15 protein-coding genes and 1 tRNA gene are annotated in these 15,499 nt (G+C 37.9%); 5 read left to right on the top strand and 11 right to left on the bottom strand.

Going from position 1 to position 15,499, the window contains the following annotated elements:
• Positions 1-3: 3 nt before the first annotated feature.
• Both BUC20_RS02840 and BUC20_RS02835 read right to left on the bottom strand, forming a co-directional pair.
• A complete protein-coding gene (locus BUC20_RS02840) occupies positions 4-1,335 on the bottom strand; it encodes a Gfo/Idh/MocA family protein (protein WP_073227140.1) in 1,332 nt (443 codons plus the stop codon).
• 162 nt (positions 1,336-1,497) lie between these two features.
• On the bottom strand, positions 1,498-2,340 hold the full coding sequence (locus tag BUC20_RS02835) for an AraC family transcriptional regulator (protein WP_073227137.1): 843 nt from the start codon (positions 2,338-2,340) through the stop codon (positions 1,498-1,500).
• A 144-nt stretch (positions 2,341-2,484) separates the two neighbouring features.
• Here BUC20_RS02835 and BUC20_RS02830 point away from each other — a divergent pair, with 144 nt between their 5' ends.
• Positions 2,485-3,675: an MFS transporter gene (locus BUC20_RS02830; protein ID WP_073227135.1), complete on the top strand. Its 1,191-nt coding sequence runs from the start codon at positions 2,485-2,487 to the stop codon at positions 3,673-3,675.
• 64 nt (positions 3,676-3,739) lie between these two features.
• Here BUC20_RS02830 and BUC20_RS02825 read toward each other — a convergent pair whose 3' ends face one another.
• From BUC20_RS02825 to BUC20_RS02810, 4 genes are all read right to left on the bottom strand, one after another.
• Positions 3,740-3,958 (bottom strand): hypothetical protein, encoded by a 219-nt coding sequence (locus BUC20_RS02825; protein ID WP_073227132.1) that lies wholly within the window; start codon positions 3,956-3,958, stop codon positions 3,740-3,742.
• A gap of 7 nt (positions 3,959-3,965) precedes the next feature.
• Positions 3,966-4,412, bottom strand: a complete 447-nt coding sequence (locus tag BUC20_RS02820) for a DUF6934 family protein (RefSeq protein WP_073227129.1) — start codon at positions 4,410-4,412, stop codon at positions 3,966-3,968.
• A 147-nt stretch (positions 4,413-4,559) separates the two neighbouring features.
• Complete coding sequence (locus BUC20_RS02815) at positions 4,560-5,015, bottom strand: JAB domain-containing protein (protein WP_073227126.1); 456 nt, start codon at positions 5,013-5,015, stop codon at positions 4,560-4,562.
• The gene (locus tag BUC20_RS02810) at positions 4,996-5,277 is read right to left on the bottom strand and encodes a hypothetical protein (protein WP_073227123.1); all 282 of its coding nucleotides are present in this window, start codon (positions 5,275-5,277) and stop codon (positions 4,996-4,998) included. The genes BUC20_RS02815 and BUC20_RS02810 overlap by 20 nt, the downstream gene beginning before the upstream one ends.
• Before the next feature lie 717 nt (positions 5,278-5,994).
• Here BUC20_RS02810 and BUC20_RS02805 point away from each other — a divergent pair.
• Complete coding sequence (locus tag BUC20_RS02805) at positions 5,995-7,101, top strand: GNAT family N-acetyltransferase (RefSeq protein WP_073227120.1); 1,107 nt, start codon at positions 5,995-5,997, stop codon at positions 7,099-7,101.
• A gap of 13 nt (positions 7,102-7,114) precedes the next feature.
• Entirely contained in the window at positions 7,115-8,014 is a 900-nt protein-coding gene (locus BUC20_RS02800; protein ID WP_073227117.1) for a hypothetical protein, read from the top strand.
• Here BUC20_RS02800 and BUC20_RS02795 read toward each other — a convergent pair.
• The 4 genes from BUC20_RS02795 to BUC20_RS02775 form a co-directional block, all read right to left on the bottom strand.
• Positions 8,011-9,819 carry a DKNYY domain-containing protein gene (locus tag BUC20_RS02795; protein ID WP_073227114.1) on the bottom strand — a complete coding sequence of 603 codons (1,809 nt, stop codon included), beginning with the start codon at positions 9,817-9,819 and terminating at the stop codon, positions 8,011-8,013. The genes BUC20_RS02800 and BUC20_RS02795 overlap by 4 nt on opposite strands.
• A gap of 739 nt (positions 9,820-10,558) precedes the next feature.
• Positions 10,559-11,422 (bottom strand): DMT family transporter, encoded by an 864-nt coding sequence (locus BUC20_RS02785; protein WP_073227109.1) that lies wholly within the window; start codon positions 11,420-11,422, stop codon positions 10,559-10,561.
• A 174-nt stretch (positions 11,423-11,596) separates the two neighbouring features.
• Complete coding sequence (locus BUC20_RS02780; RefSeq protein WP_143166680.1) at positions 11,597-12,043, bottom strand: tetratricopeptide repeat protein; 447 nt, start codon at positions 12,041-12,043, stop codon at positions 11,597-11,599.
• 7 nt (positions 12,044-12,050) lie between these two features.
• Positions 12,051-13,868 carry a tetratricopeptide repeat protein gene (locus tag BUC20_RS02775; RefSeq protein WP_073227104.1) on the bottom strand — a complete coding sequence of 606 codons (1,818 nt, stop codon included), beginning with the start codon at positions 13,866-13,868 and terminating at the stop codon, positions 12,051-12,053.
• A gap of 117 nt (positions 13,869-13,985) precedes the next feature.
• On the opposite strand from BUC20_RS02775, the gene BUC20_RS02770 reads away from it, so the two are divergent.
• Positions 13,986-14,501: a GNAT family N-acetyltransferase gene (locus BUC20_RS02770; RefSeq protein WP_073227102.1), complete on the top strand. Its 516-nt coding sequence runs from the start codon at positions 13,986-13,988 to the stop codon at positions 14,499-14,501.
• On the opposite strand, the gene BUC20_RS02765 is transcribed toward BUC20_RS02770, so the two are convergent.
• The gene (locus BUC20_RS02765; protein ID WP_073227100.1) at positions 14,469-15,125 is read right to left on the bottom strand and encodes a hypothetical protein; all 657 of its coding nucleotides are present in this window, start codon (positions 15,123-15,125) and stop codon (positions 14,469-14,471) included. The two genes, BUC20_RS02770 and BUC20_RS02765, sit on opposite strands and share 33 nt — an antisense overlap.
• Before the next feature lie 263 nt (positions 15,126-15,388).
• On the opposite strand from BUC20_RS02765, the gene BUC20_RS02760 reads away from it, so the two are divergent.
• Positions 15,389-15,464, top strand: a tRNA-Lys gene (locus tag BUC20_RS02760).
• Positions 15,465-15,499 lie beyond the last annotated feature (35 nt).

The following is a 15,499-nucleotide window of genomic DNA, read 5'->3' as shown; positions in this document are numbered from 1 at the left end:
ACACTATACTTTTGGCAACACATATCCATTATGGTACTCTTTTTCCAGATATAATTTATTGACCTTTTTATCCTCGAACTGCCCCGCATTTGCATCCCATATAAGTTTTTGGCCACTACGGTAAGATATATTACCCATCTGGGCAACCGTAGCTACATGTGCACCGGCTTGTATGCTACAGTTAAGATCTTCCATTTTACGACTTTTGATCACTGCAACAAAATTCTCCATGTGTTTCTGTAAGCCATTATCACTAGCCTTTTCAAACGGTCTCAACACCTTATTTGTACTTTTCTTTTCTTCAATTACCTCCCATCCGCCACGATTCAGGATCAATGTACCGTTATTTCCAATATAAGCGATTCCATGATCCCGGTTATAGGAGCCATTATCTATCCCCATAGCCGAATCCCATACCATATTGAATTTATCGAACTCATACAATGTGGTGAGTGTATCAGGCGTTTCTTCGTACAGATCCGGATAAGCAAAACGTCCACCCAGCCCTACGATAGATTTTGGGAGGTCAGCTTTCATGCCCAGTAAAGCATAATCAATCAGATGGACTCCCCAATCGGTCATGAGCCCTCCTGCGTAATCCCAGAACCAGCGAAAATTAAAATGAAAACGACTGCTATTAAAAGGGACCAAGGCCGATGGGCCTAGCCATTGTTTATAGTCTACTCCTGCCGGAGCAGCACTATCCGGAACCACAGGTCCCGGCTTCATCCATCCCTGATAACACCAGACTTTTACGGTCCTGATATTACCAAGTTGCCCGGAGTGTATAAAATCTACCGCATTTCTGAAGTGTTGCTGGCTTCGCTGCCACTGTCCGGCCTGAACCACTTTGTTGTACCTTACCTGCGCAGCTACCATGCGATTACACTCTACAATGGAATTGCCAACCGGCTTCTCTACATACACATCTTTACCGGCCTGACAAGCATGAATCATCTGTAAAGCATGCCAATGATCTGGTGTTCCGATGATGATGGCATCTATATCCTTGTTTTCCAGCAACCGCCGGTAATCGTTATAAATGGTTATTTTACGGGTATTTATATTTCTTTTACTCATTTCATTAAGCCGACCATCAATGACATTCCTGTCTACATCACAAATAGCAATTAAGTTGACACCAGGTATATTTAATGCCGCATTTACATTAGACCATCCCATCCCGTTTACGCCAATTACCCCAATATTGAGCTGGTCACTGGGCATGATCCTCTGGTCAAAAATTGCAAATGCCGGACTATTTATGGTGGATGCAAGGATACCACCCCCTGCAAGTAAAGATGCTTTTATCAGAAATTGTCTTCTTGAATCCATAATATGAATATGGGCTTAATATTAACTCCCGGTTTAAATTTACCGCATTAAAAACCCACTATTCAACTGGTATTTAGCTAAAAACATACGTTATCTGATCAATAATTCGCCTTCAGTTTTGAAAGGAGGTGATCAGATAGCAGATAAATAATAAATAACAACTTAGATTGTACAAACTGCGCCGGTTTTTCTGAACTCCGTCAAGCTGATGTTGTGGCGTTTTTTGAAAAACTTATTCAGGTGACTTTCATCCGCGAAACCAAATTCGTTTACAATCTCGTTGATCCGTCTGTCGCTAAATCTTAAGCGGTGTTCTATCAATCTGATTCTATAATTTGAAATGAAATGCTGAATACTTTCTCCGCATTGTTTTTTAAAGTAGCTACCCAGGTAAGTTTCAGATAGTCCAAATTCTGCACTGATTACAGAGGCCTTTAATTTTTGCGGATCATAGATGTTCGCCTGGATATAATCTATGATTGCCAATAGTCGCTTATCGGAATTTACAGTAGCCTCCGCAGGTCTCATCTTCGATATATTTCTTGCTGCAATTACAATCAGCGCATTCACATAATGCAGGGTTAAATCTTCGTTATAAGCATCGTTATGATTCATCACATGCAAGAGGGAATCTACTGCCGACTTTACCAGGAACTGATCTGATTGATTATTTAGAATGCAGCCAGACAGATGTGACGAATGGTACAAGAGGCATTCAATACAATTGATGCTTTTCCAGTTGGAATCTCTGATATAACGTTCGCTAAATTTTATGAATAAAAACTCCGTCGTCGTTAAGATTTCAAAATCATGGAGGTCATTGGGTGTGAGCAATATCAGACATCCGGCACGATAATCAACCTTATTGTTATTTATGTTTAAAAATCCTGAACCGGAAATCACATAAACCATTTGAAAAAAAGAAAACTGTAAATCCTTTACCGGACATACTTCCGTTCTGAAATATTTCACCTCTACCAATCGATCAATATTTTCTCTTACCATAAAGCAAATCTACTGTTTTTTCATTGAAATGTACTGACAAAATAAGATTATTCTGTCCATTTTTGTGAAGTCAAACTATATTGATAAATGAAACCATCATATCCTCATGCTGGTTTTACCACCACTAAATAACATATATACCCGATGAAGAAATCGATTTACATTTTGGCTCTAGGTGCTTTTGGCATCATTACTACCGAATTTGGTGTCATTGGAATCCTGCCTACGATCAGTAGAGAATTTCAGGTGTCCATTGATACCGCTGGTTGGCTGCTCAGTGCTTTTGCCCTCACTGTTGCCATCTCCTCCCCTTTTTTAACGGCACTTACTGCCAAAATTAACCGCAAATTTTTGTTATGCCTGGTATTATCAGTATTTGTCTTGTCAAACGTGATTTCGGCTTTTGCGCCCAATTTCACCATATTAATGATAGCCAGGATCTTACCTGCATTTTTGCATCCTTTATTTTGGAACATCTCACTGGCTGTAGCATTTAAACAAGGAGGTGCCAAGGCGGTGTCCATCGTCATGACCGGCCTTAGTCTGGCCACGGTACTGGGTGTTCCGATCACCACTTATGCGGTCGAATTCTTTAATAACTGGCAGGCATCGTTTTTCCTGGCCAGCTTTATCAGTCTGATCGCCTTTTTAGGCCTGGCATTTTTTGTCCCTAATATGCCGGCTAGTAAGGAGAAATCATCAAAAAATCAATTTTTTGTATTACGGGATCCACAGCTCTGGGTCCATCTTCTTTCCACCGTTCTTACGCTTGCTGCAATGTTTTCAAGTTATAGTTATCTTGCAGGTTACCTGGAAAAGATCACCCATATGAACGGCGTTCAAATCAGTATGATGCTGCTTTTGTTTGGTGTTATGGGAATCTTAGGAAACTGGCTGACAGGTATTGCCTTAAGTAAAAACATTACCCTGGCCAGCAGATGGTTTCTGGTTCTCTTGATTTCAACTCAGGTACTTGCCTATTATTATGGGGATGCTTTTGCTCCTATGGTCATTATCCTGTCCATCTGGGGATTAATACACACCGGTGGCTTTTTGGTTCCCAATATACGTACCACACATGCGGTACCCCATAGTGCACTGGAATTTGTAAACAGCCTGTTAACCACTTGTTACAATATTGGAATATCACTGGGTGCTTTTCTGGGAGGTTTTGTGATCGCCCACTATGGCATTCACCAGATTGTCTGGATGAGCATCGGGTTACTTAGCTTAACCTTAATCATTAGCTTTATCAAATTGTCTCAACAATCTAAAACAGAAGAAGGCACAGTTAAAGAACCAAATGTGTCTCCGGCTATTTGTGAGCAGGTGTAATCCATAATAAATACGATGCCCAAATTCCTGTTCGGAACTGCCGGGCATCGTATCTAATTGGTTTTTAACCCATTTTTACGTTACCTTGTTTCATACGTTCAGCCTGAATCCTAAGCAGTTCAGCAGGAAAGCCAACTCTTTTAAGGGTTTCAGTTGCCTTGTTCACTTTTTTAACGATATAAGGATCATTACTACGATCTTTAAGATTGGCAAAAACGATACCCTCAGGGGAATCAAATGCCACACACTCTAATTGAGTTTTTACTGTTTTTTCCTTTTCCATATATTTATTATTTACGTAACACCATAAAAGCCTCGTAGTTCACATTTTCTTTAAATAAAAACCAGACGCCATTTAACAAACCAAACACGCTCAGCGTTTTACTGATCTCTTCCATATTGGCTCTTAACGCCATTTGATATAACCGGGTCCTTGCCAAAGTACTTCCTTCAGCATAAACCAGGGCTCCTGGAAAATGATCGGTAAAAGCCATCACACTAAAAGCAACCGTTGATAATATTTTGTCCCGATCGCCATTATTGGTGATAGACAGATCATCGAATCCATCATACAGCTTGTTCAGATCTCCAAACCCAAGATTATACAATTTTAAACCACTTACTTCAACAGGTGTATATTCAATGGCTTTTATGACTTCGCCTTTAACACCAATGCTTTGAAATGTGAATCTCTTTAAGCCAGGTTCTGAAATCAAAATGTATCGCTTGTTGTTCATAATCCAAAGCTATTTAAAATTTCATTATTTAACCAATAATTAAATAAAATAATCAAAATATATTTTATTGAATTTAATTTCGATATTTTGTGTTATTATACAACCTGAAAAATAACGACTGTAGAATAGCACAAAATACCAGGCCGCTTACAATAAGCCTTTATTGGCAAAACTATAATACCCAGCAGGATTCACAATCAAATGGTCTACTACGGCGATATCCATGGAACCTGCAGCCACTTTTATTCTATTTGTTAATGCGATATCCTGCTCGCTTGGAGTTAACCTCGCACTTGGATGGTTATGGGCCAGAATAATCCCGCTCGCTTTTCCGAGCATGGCTGCAGTAACGACCACTTTATGATCAGCAGTTACAGCGTTCATCCCACCACTGGAAATGTTGATGACTCCCAATACTGTGCTCCCCTTGTCAAGCAGGATCATTTTAAACTCTTCAATCAGTTCAATTTTCCCCTGATCCCAGCATTGCATAAAAATCCCATATACATCTTCCACATCTTTGATCACAGGGCGGTCGCAGGCCTTTACTTTTGGTTTATACATCAACTCAATCTGAGATACATTATATAGTTTCTTCCTCATTTTCTGTTTGATTTGGGTCAGTACCCGGGAACGGATAAATTTGTTTCATTTGACATACAGAAGGCATCAAAGCCCTTTGTAACAGCGCAATGCTCAGCAAAGAACTGTTCACGATCAAATCAGGTTCATGGACAACTTTTAAAATATGGACGCAGTTCATCAGTTGAATCAGGTCAAACTGTAAGTCTTCAATGAACTCATGTTCATAATTTTCGAGGTGGTCTATTTCAATTATTATTTTTTCTTTTTCTATTCTGATCATGCCGGTACGTTTTAATAGTAAATCCAATGTTCTGGGGATATGGAGCGTATGATTTTACCTGTCAGACGGGAGGTGGGAATTTGATTCCAGGTTCTTTGCTTAATAAACCCGATAGGTCTATAAATAAGATTGGGGCTGTCGTGCTGTTTCTTGATTTCATGACTCATAATTTTAATGAGCCTTGCAGAAGTAATCACGAATAAATGTGAGGACTGCCAACCACGTATACCTTTAAAGTTTCTGACACCTTACACGGCCTGGAATTACAGCAGTCCTCACATCTATTTTTTGGACGCGCAAATATAGCACATCTATATATTAGACATTAAGGTATTCTACTGTCTTAGGCCATGGTGTCAGATAATGGTATACGTAAGACTCTTTCAAATACTTATTGTTAAGGCTAATCTATTTAATTTTAAATATAAAAACAAACTTATTAATTAATAATTAACGTAATCCGGTTGAATTTGGGTTCATAAACGGGTTCTGATTAGATCCTTTTGAGATGCTTTGAATATCTGTTCCCTTTCAATTGACTATTATTTAACTTTTAATAGGGGGTTGATAGGTCCATGATTGGTCCTGAAGGCCTTTCAACGACGTTTTTGTTATCAAACGATAGTTAATTTTATGTGAACGTATATTAATACGATATGAAAAATATTTCGTAACTTGTTTTTAATCAATTAAACCACATAATTAAAAAAAATAAAAATGGGAAAATTACTAAATGGCTTATTTGGTGGATTCCATGGCAGAGTCGGCAATTTGGTCGGCTATACCTTAAAAGGTAAATATGTCATCAGAATGATAGGCAAAAGCACTAAACCACTTACGCCGGCAAGGAAAGCCAATTGCCAGAAGATGACGGTGGTCAATGAAATCCTCAAGCCTTCCCTACAAGCAATCAGAGTAGGATTCCGTCTTGCGGTTGCCGGAACGGACAGAAATGAATACAATGAAGCGGTTTCTTACAATAAAAAGAATGCACTTCAGGGAGTATATCCAAATATCAGTCTGGACTACAGCAAAGTATTAATGAGCATGGGAACACTTCCTGTGGCGGTTAAACCTTCGATCAGTCAGGCAGAGGAGAAAATCACCTTTAACTGGGAAATATCGGCCAGTCCGGTAAGTGAGTATCATACTGACCGCACCATGCTGGTGATCTATTTTCCTGATATAAAAGAGACTTTTTATCAACTAAGCGGTGCAAAAAGGGTTGAAGGGAAAGATGTAGTTGTAATCAGTTCTGAACATATAAATGAACGTATGGAAGCCTATATCTCTTTCGTTAAAGACGATGGAAAAGCGGTCTCTAATAGCGTACATGTGGGTTCTCTGAACTTGAACAACAGCGCAAAAACTACAAGCAACAATACATTGAAAAGTAAAGAAAGCCCGCTTGAATTCCTGGTTGAACAGCAGGAAAATCCACTTTCGGCACCTGGAGAATGGAGTCAATATGTAGTTAAAAACAGGTCTAACGATGAGATTTTGGCCGATTATGCCATTAAGCTCAATCAGGATACAGCTCAGATCTCAGAATCAGGAATCTTCAACTCCCCTATTCAAAACCAAAGTGAATACGCAAAGGAAACCTTTACTGCAATGCTGTCTTTTCTGTTTGAAAAAATGAAAGTCAGCAAAATTACAAAAAATGTGAATGCTACAGATCAGGATGCAATTCATTTACTTACTAGCCTCCGATTCAGGCAGGAAGCTTATTTTATGAAAAATACATTCTTAAACGATAAATGGATCGATGAATGCCGGTTTGCAATTTTGACATCTGAATGGGATCTGATCAAACACAATTAAAACGTATTTGTTGATGCACCAAAGTTTCGAATCTATAGAGTCTTCTCTTGAAGAATTGTTCAATAAAATAGAAAAAGCTTCAAATAATGGTTATCAGAATCTACTCAATTCAAATCGTTGGGGGACTCAATTTCATAAGTTAACCACTGAAGAATTATTTTTCATGAATGTTTCAAACAAGGAAATATTAGCAATTTTAAACTTGTCCATTCATAATTCTATTGTTAAAAATGATTACTCCATTTTAATAGATGGTGTTTTTATGTATTCAAGGTTTCGCTTTTTAAACTGGACTCATGCTCCTGGAACAAATGATTGGATAGCTATTGAAAGCTTAATAACAAACGATAAGGAATTGATGTCCTTAGTATATCCAGAAACATTAGTCTTAACAGACGACAATTATGATTTCTCCTATTTATTGAGCAGAAACCTTCTCCGAACAATATTAGCTAATCAAAACTGGAAAGAGCATACGCTTCAGGAATATTCAGATTTTATTAATGCTGTTTCGGGGAAATTTGATGTTTCCTTCCTAAACTACCTCTACGGTGTACTGAATGGGGATGATGAACTGAGTAAAACATCGTTTCAGCAAATGGAACAATGGTATTCAAAATGTCAATGGCTAACAAAAGGCTGGTATAGGGAGGCCGACATGGTTAAAAAACATCCTGTATTTCTTTTGGGACTTCTTCAATTGCAAAAACTTAAAGGCAACGGTTCTACAATTGAAGCAAATAAGGATTGGTTGAAAGATGCAGGGACTTTTCTAAGAAAAAATGAGTACTATAAACCAAAACCTGCTTTCGAATTTGATCATAAACTGAGCTTTATAAACGAAGCTTTAACAAGAGATTTCAGTTCATTTTATTTACAATACAAGAATAAAATTGAAACACTTCTATATTAATCGTTTTCATTTTCAAAATGAGTTCTGTTTCTTGTTCTTATTTTAAATACCGATGTTGACTTCTCCACCGGCTTAAAATATTTATCATCTATGTATCTGCCCGTTTTTATCACCTCATTTTCAAACCAGGTAAAATTGTCCAGAAGACTTAGCGAAACACTTTCATTATGTTTGGAAATGTAATGATCCTGACCACTTTTATAAATGGTCGCTTCTTTGAGCCTATACACTACTGTAAAATTCTGTTTCTTAATATCGGTTTTGTATATGATGGTCTCAGAGCCGGAAGAGCCATATTTACGAGAGCCCAAAGTGTGTGTACGCGTAAAATAAACATGATCGTCATCAACAAAGACCCCTTCATCAAAAGGACGCAGGTTGTGCCATTCTTTAGCACAGATAAAAGCTACTTTTTGATCGTCGTAATAGTAAAGTGCCTCCGCATCAGAAAACAGCAGATGTCTGGCATTCCCTCCGGGCTTTTGTAAAGCTACAAGATGATTTATTCTTACCTTTCTTGTCCCCCAAAGCCTATCATCTACGACTTCAGGAAACTGTAAGTCATTCACGAAATGTTTTTTTCCATCAGATGCATAGGTCAGTTGATAGTTGGCTCCAACAGCATGAAAATCAGAGACATTTACATTAGGCAGCAATTTCGTTCTATAAAAAGCATTCCGGTCATCTTTTATATAGTCCAATGTTTCGTTCACAGAAGTTATCTTTTCCGGGTTTGCATACTTAACAACAAGATTTTTATAATATACCTTATTTTTATCTTTGGCAAACTTAAACGCAAGTACATTAAAACCTGCATCGTGTTTTAATGATTGAAAAGTTGCGGCATCAGCATCTGGTATTTTTAGTGCCTTATAAAAAACACTTTTTGTGTCTCTGGTGTAATTCCTTCCAAGATATACCGCATTTTCTCTATTGATCCCACTTATTTTTTCATCGCCTGAAAAAACGTTTGTATTGTCTTCGCCAGTAACTGTACCATATTCATTTTCAAAATGCATAGGCTTAAAAGACTTCACATCAGCACCTTTTAATTCAAAATAGCCATCACCGGGTTTTAACGCATATACTTTATTGTTGTATTTAGAAAGGTTGGCCCGAGGGTAACTGACTCCATTTAACAAGTTTTCACCAGAATCAGCTTTGGCGAGAAAGAACACCGCAATTCCAACCGAAGTAATAATGATCACTGCAATGGCAGCAATGATGAAAACTGTTTTTTTTGGGTTAACCTTTAAGCCCGCTTTTGAAATTACAAAAGCATGCGTGTGTTTGTCGTTGGTATTTTCCTCATACTGAAGTTGGTGTCCGGTGGTTAGAACCTTTTTCAGTTTGACCAACAATTGATCTATTTCGGGATTTACAATACCTGTGAAAACATTACCTATATTGATTTGAACTTTTTTATCAGCTTCTATTGTTATTCCTATCCATTTCCCTGATCTTTTAACAAAGGTTATCCTGCTAACATCTTGCAGCGATATGCTGGTCTTCGTTTTACCGTATTGAACAACCAAGCCTTGCTCGTTAAATAATACTGTAGCTTGTTTGGGATAAAATAAGGTGAGAATTAAGTATGTCACATACATACACAAAAACAACGGTGGCAGAACGATGATCATGATGGAAACCGGTCCGGTTAAAAAAAAGCCAAAAATCTGAAATAGTAAATCGTAGCCCTTATAAAAATAAAATAATGTTATCGCAGTTGCTATGATAAGACAGATCGTTGCATAAACAACGGTGTATTTTTTGCTGAGTACCTGCCCGTCAAAAGTAATCTTCATAGAGGAACTATAGTTTTGTGATGATATTTTTTTTAGTATTTACTATAACTAAAGCCGGCGAAACAACATCGGGGAATATTTTTTTCATTCTAAGGGAGATGGTTTATGCTTTTTAACACCAAAAATCAGTCCAAATACAATGTATCTCCTCCTGAATTAGTTTATTTTCCAATTTTGATCAGCCTTTACAGCAAAAACGAAACCTTCAGTCTGATCCAATTTCATTTGCATTACCTGAACTGCCGCAATGTTGATTTTTTTCAACACGAAATGTCAAAGCTTTTGAATGGAGTTTCTTTTAGTAGTTTTGGGCCGGACAGATTTAAACTAATGCACATAAAAGTAAAGTTGAATGAAAAGGATTTTAAGTATTTTGGGTTGGACCATGCTTGTGTTTGTGGTGTTGACAGTACTAACTGCAAAAATTGAAAGTCCATCGGATGGGAATAACACGTTTGGTTTTCCACTCACATTTTTCAAAGAATATGGAGGAAAACGATCGTATCTCCTACCAAATGAATTCTCAGTTTGGAAACTATTGTTTGATATTTCATGTTCGGTTCTGATGGTATTGATAAGTGGTCCTATTTTTAAGCGGCTTAAAACAAGCTTTAGAAAACCATAAACCTGCTGCAATTGGAATGAGGATAACCAACTCAAACAAGGCGCTCACGTCTGAATTCATGGCCTTTTTGATTGAAACCATTCCGGCAGAGCACCTTGTCTGAGTGATAAAAGGTTATTTTCTAATTGAAATCAACGTTTGTAACACGACAGACAGCATCACAAAAAATAATCCGATATAAAAAGACAGGTTTAATTCCTTGCTTTCATTAAAAAGTATGAAAGCCAGTATAATAGAATATACAGGTTCAAGGTTAAAACTTAAATTCACCGTAAAGGCGGATATGCGTTTTAACGACTCGGCAAACAGTAGGTAAAGGCCAACTGTACAAAACGAGGCCAACAAGATCAGGTAAACGGTGTCCTTCAGCCCTGGAAGTATCGTATCAACCGGAAAAAAATGAAGATATAGCGGGAGTGAAATTCCGAGTGCTACCGTCCCTCCTGTCATTTGATAATAATTGATTAGCCTGCTATCGTACTTTCGAACCAGTCGTTCATTATAGATGGTATACAGTGCAGCAAAAGCTGAAGAGATGATCCCAAGGCCAATACCCAACTGATAAGAAGAATCAAAGTGAAAAATCAGGCCAATCCCAAATAAGGTAATTACACTGAACAACAACTCAGACAGCTGAAACTTACGCCGGTTAATCAATGGTTCAAAGATCGCAGTGAAAAAGCTGGTTAAACAATAACAGACCACCCCCACTGAAATGTTCGAATACTTGATACTGGCATAGAAAAATACCCAGTGAATGGTGATGAAGATTCCGATTTTCCCAATATCAAACTTCTCTCTGAATTTAATCGCTGTTGATATCTTGAACAGCTTCAAAATCAGCCATAAGATCACTGCGGAGAAAAAGACCCTGTACCAAACCAGGAGTCCTTCGTTGAGGGATATGAGCTTTCCAAAAACACCGGTAAAGCCAGCAAGAATTACAGCGAGGTGTAAGACTAAATAAGATTTTTTCATAAAAGAATAGTCTGCCTGTCCTAAAAGACAAGAGGGATTAAAGATTAATAAATAAACTGATTTGTAACTAAGGGAGGTTACAAGGTATGCTTAATATTAAATCCCCGGAGGAGGAAGACAACTCTTTCTGTTCATATCTGTATTTTTAAGCAAGGTAATAAAAACCAGGCGCGATCAAAAAGAAAACAGGCCTTTTTTCCATTCCTTTTTCCGCTTCAATGCTTCTTCATTATCCGGATAAGATTCCAGAATATTATTAATATTTTCTCTTGCTTCTCCTTTTAACTTAATGGCATACAATGCATCGGCATACTGTAATTTCACCTTTATCAGGTCATCATCCCATCCCCAATTGCTGTCAATGTAGCACCTGATCGCTTTGTAGGCCGTATCCACACATAAGTCCCATTGTTTAAGCATATAGTGGCTTTCTGCAAGCTGCAGGAAATTCCGGCAGGATTCACTTTGATCGTCATCCGGATATACCACTTCCAGTAAATCCACCAATGGGTTGAAGTCAGTGATCGCTTCCGCATAATTACCTAAGAACATTTGTGAACGACCGCGCATATAATGGATCTTACATAAAGACTCCGGCTGTATGGCCTCTCTTTTCACCATTTGGTAGTTATTTTGCGCAGGCAATACATTGGGGATAATCTTTGAGCTGATAATATTCCTGCATGAGCATATACCAGGCGGTATTGTCGTCTGGGTTTTTAACAAGTTCTTCCTGCCATGTTTTTATGATATCATCGTGGTTTTCCTGTTTTAATAAATCGTATCTGGTATTTTGAACGACGATATACTTTTCATTCAGTTCGAACAGCTCTTCTTCCGTCAGATTGCCTTGATTGGTGGATAAATAACCATCATAATCCTTTGTAATCTGATCTAAAAGTTCTCTTGCTTCATCTACCCTCCCCAGTTCCTGGGTCATTTGCAGTACCTCTCCCCTCAGTTCCAGATAACTCGAAAAGTACATGTAATTTTCAAAATAATAAGAAGCTGCCGTGCCGAAAATATCCAGGGCTTCTTCAAACCTTCCCAACTTTTTCAATGCAGTACCCCAACTGCTCAGTTGCTCCCAGAATGGCGATAAAGAGTAACCAAGACTATGTACTTCTACAGCACGTTCAAACTCCCCCATGTCTGTTGAGGCAATGCCGTAGTTATTGGCACACTTTGCAAAAGCATGCACCTGATTTTCGGCTGTCTCTGCAATAATCGGGATGTTGTTGTAGAAGTAGTTGTAAAATCCATTGTAAGAAATTTCGTACAACCTGGTTCTGATTTTTAGTAATTCAGGAGCCAATGCTGCGTTTGAAATTTCGGGTTCGGTCAGGTAATAAAAATCGACTGCAGTATTATAATAGGCTTCAGGTGAATCCTCCGGCCAGTTTTCGATATTTGGTAATTGTCCGTTTAAATGATAGCCAGCCTCGATATACCGACGGATTCCCGGAGCCATCCCTCCTAATTCCAGACTTCTTTTTAAATGAGTAAAGGCCTTTTCATAGTTCTTTTTATCAAACCAGAAAGTACCGGCAAAGTGATGAGGAACATGCCAGTCAGGATAAAAATCAATATATGTTTTTGCAAGACTCAGTGTTTCACCATCATCAGTCAGTACATCAGAATAGATGCGCAATGCGAGTAATAAAGCATGTACAGATCCTTTATCGAGTTTGTTTCTGAGGTTCAATTCAGTTATTCTTTCGTAAAGGTTCAGTAACTCAGGTTGTGATTCTTCATCTCCATACTTAATGGCCATTAATGCCGCTTCTCCCGCAATCTCAAATTGCTCATGATCTAAAGCAAGGTTGGCAATGCTGCAGTTGGTAAGCGCGTAAGTAAAGGAATGTGTTTTTCCCTGGTTAAAAGTTTCAAACACTTTCTCAGCGTCCTTTTTATGCCAGAGATAAATTTCTGCTTTTTCAAAATAAAGGGGGCTTAACTCCTGGTCCAGCCTGCTTCTGTCATTCCTGAACAAATCCTGATAATAAGAAATTGTGTACGCTAAGTCTTCTAAAACAAGGTCTATATTGTCCAGACTGAAGTTAACTTTCCTACGGTATTGCAATGCTTTTAACCTGACCGTTTCATCGTCTGAAAGCGCAAGAATGTCGCAGTAAACTTTTGCTTCCGGTAAATTAATATGAAGAATAAATGCATTAATATACACTGCAAACAACATTGCGGTTTCTTCTGTTGGCTTTAATTTCAACACATTTTCAAAGCTGTTGTAGGCAGCAATAAATAACGAAGTATCTTCCTCATCGTTGTGTTGAGCATTGATGACCGCAATTTCATATTCGCATTTAGCTTTCAGCAGTGAAGCTTCTATGTGTTCATTATTAAAAAGAAGGAAAGTGTTTGAAGATTCCAGGCAGTCCGAAAAATTGCCTTGTTCATAAAGGGATTGTAGTTCTTGTAGGCTTGACATAGGTGACAAATATCTATACTTTAAATTACAAATTAGAAGACAGACGACTTAAATGCTATATTTAAGCTCATTTTTACCATCATATATGATATACATCCTTCAATAGAGACCAAGAAAATGCAATTACCACCATACCACACCTTTCCTGATATTCGTGGCGACAAAGTCTCCTTGCGACAAATTCAGCCTGCTGATGTTCATGACATTATCGAAATTTCATTTTATGATGCCGTTCAGGCCAATTCATGGCAACAGGCCATAGCCATGCAGGATAAAATCAATATGGACTATGTGGAAGGGAACTCCATCCACTGGGGCATTGCAGAACGCGTAACCAACAAAATTATCGGAACCTGTGGTTATTACCGTGGACTGGATAAAGGAAGCGGAGAGCTTGGCTTTGTTTTATTACCTCAATATCAGGGACAAGGTTATATGTCTGCGTCTATAGCTTTAGCGATAGACTTTGGAATAAATGAGATCGGATTGAAACGCATTTGGGCAGAGACCAGTAAAGGAAATGAGAATGCAATAAAACTCCTTGAGCGACTTAACTTCATTAAAGTTGCAGAGTTGGAGGATGATGGTATTGAATATGAATTAATTGGATTTCCACAACGTTTGATAATTTAAGATCATCTTACCTTTGTTCTTTTTGTAGACTATAAGATCCAAAGATCCTCTTTTCTTAGACAGAGAATCCCCAATTTCTATAAATGGTTCCCAGGCAGCCCATATTCCATAAGTATATCCGTCTTTTAAAACCACCGTTTTTGTATTATGGTTCTTCTGATCATAGTAGACAGAATCTATTTTTCCATTGAAATCCAAAGCGGCACTTTCAATAAGCACTAAAGTCCAGCCGCGTGCAGAACCTGGGAATCTTTTATAAGTATCCATGTAGTTTAGCGTGACCTTGGTTTTATTTTTCTTATAAATTTCCAGCAGAAATGTTCCTTTCTCCTTCGATAAGGAATCACCGATATGAATGTTACGTTCCCAATTTCTATAAATCGGAAAGATCTGGTTGGTATTTAATACTGCATATTTTCCATTGTGATTTCTTTCATCAAAATACATAGAATCAACACGTCCATTAAAATTCAGTGAAACGTCATCCTGTATCCTTAATTCTTCCCGATTCGGTCCGGAAAATGCTGTGTATAATACAAACCCTATTAAAACGAGCATTGGCAAGCCAAATACACAATAGATAATGATGTTGTCCTTTTTGGAGATTAATTCTTTGGGCATCATTTTGAATTTCGCTGATGGGTTTTAAATGTATCACGAGTATAGTAATATTCCATGAGAAAGCTGAAGCTAAGCCTTCACAAACCGTAAACATGGGAAATTGATGCAGATTGAGCGGTTTTGAGAAAAAAGACAAAAATTTTTTACCCTATATATCAACAGATTAGAAAGGAATTTGATTTTATTTTCAATTTTTAGTAATTGACAAGCAGAATATTTGAGTAAAAATTATACTTTTGCACTCCCGAAACAAGGGAACCATAAATGATTCCGTAGCTCAGCTGGTAGAGCATTACACTTTTAATGTAGTGGTCCTGGGTTCGAATCCCAGCGGGATCACCAGATTCATCATCAAAACGTATAAAACCCTGCAATCG

This window comes from Pedobacter caeni (assembly GCF_900129215.1).
Classification (GTDB): Bacteria; Bacteroidota; Bacteroidia; order Sphingobacteriales; family Sphingobacteriaceae; genus Pedobacter; species Pedobacter caeni.
Note: the sequence above shows the minus strand (reverse complement) of the source record. Positions and strands in the feature narration are given on the sequence as shown.

What these genes read in the sequence shown, in the direction of transcription:
- BUC20_RS02840 (WP_073227140.1), bottom strand. Translation starts at nt 1,335, where the DNA reads ATGGATTCAAGAAGACAATTTCTGATAAAAGCATCTTTACTTGCAGGG.
- BUC20_RS02835 (WP_073227137.1), bottom strand. Translation starts at nt 2,340, where the DNA reads ATGGTAAGAGAAAATATTGATCGATTGGTAGAGGTGAAATATTTCAGA.
- BUC20_RS02830 (WP_073227135.1), top strand. Translation starts at nt 2,485, where the DNA reads ATGAAGAAATCGATTTACATTTTGGCTCTAGGTGCTTTTGGCATCATT.
- BUC20_RS02825 (WP_073227132.1), bottom strand. Translation starts at nt 3,958, where the DNA reads ATGGAAAAGGAAAAAACAGTAAAAACTCAATTAGAGTGTGTGGCATTT.
- BUC20_RS02820 (WP_073227129.1), bottom strand. Translation starts at nt 4,412, where the DNA reads ATGAACAACAAGCGATACATTTTGATTTCAGAACCTGGCTTAAAGAGA.
- BUC20_RS02815 (WP_073227126.1), bottom strand. Translation starts at nt 5,015, where the DNA reads ATGAGGAAGAAACTATATAATGTATCTCAGATTGAGTTGATGTATAAA.
- BUC20_RS02810 (WP_073227123.1), bottom strand. Translation starts at nt 5,277, where the DNA reads ATGATCAGAATAGAAAAAGAAAAAATAATAATTGAAATAGACCACCTC.
- BUC20_RS02805 (WP_073227120.1), top strand. Translation starts at nt 5,995, where the DNA reads ATGGGAAAATTACTAAATGGCTTATTTGGTGGATTCCATGGCAGAGTC.
- BUC20_RS02800 (WP_073227117.1), top strand. Translation starts at nt 7,115, where the DNA reads ATGCACCAAAGTTTCGAATCTATAGAGTCTTCTCTTGAAGAATTGTTC.
- BUC20_RS02795 (WP_073227114.1), bottom strand. Translation starts at nt 9,819, where the DNA reads ATGAAGATTACTTTTGACGGGCAGGTACTCAGCAAAAAATACACCGTT.
- BUC20_RS02785 (WP_073227109.1), bottom strand. Translation starts at nt 11,422, where the DNA reads ATGAAAAAATCTTATTTAGTCTTACACCTCGCTGTAATTCTTGCTGGC.
- BUC20_RS02780 (WP_143166680.1), bottom strand. Translation starts at nt 12,043, where the DNA reads ATGGTGAAAAGAGAGGCCATACAGCCGGAGTCTTTATGTAAGATCCAT.
- BUC20_RS02775 (WP_073227104.1), bottom strand. Translation starts at nt 13,868, where the DNA reads ATGTCAAGCCTACAAGAACTACAATCCCTTTATGAACAAGGCAATTTT.
- BUC20_RS02770 (WP_073227102.1), top strand. Translation starts at nt 13,986, where the DNA reads ATGCAATTACCACCATACCACACCTTTCCTGATATTCGTGGCGACAAA.
- BUC20_RS02765 (WP_073227100.1), bottom strand. Translation starts at nt 15,125, where the DNA reads ATGATGCCCAAAGAATTAATCTCCAAAAAGGACAACATCATTATCTAT.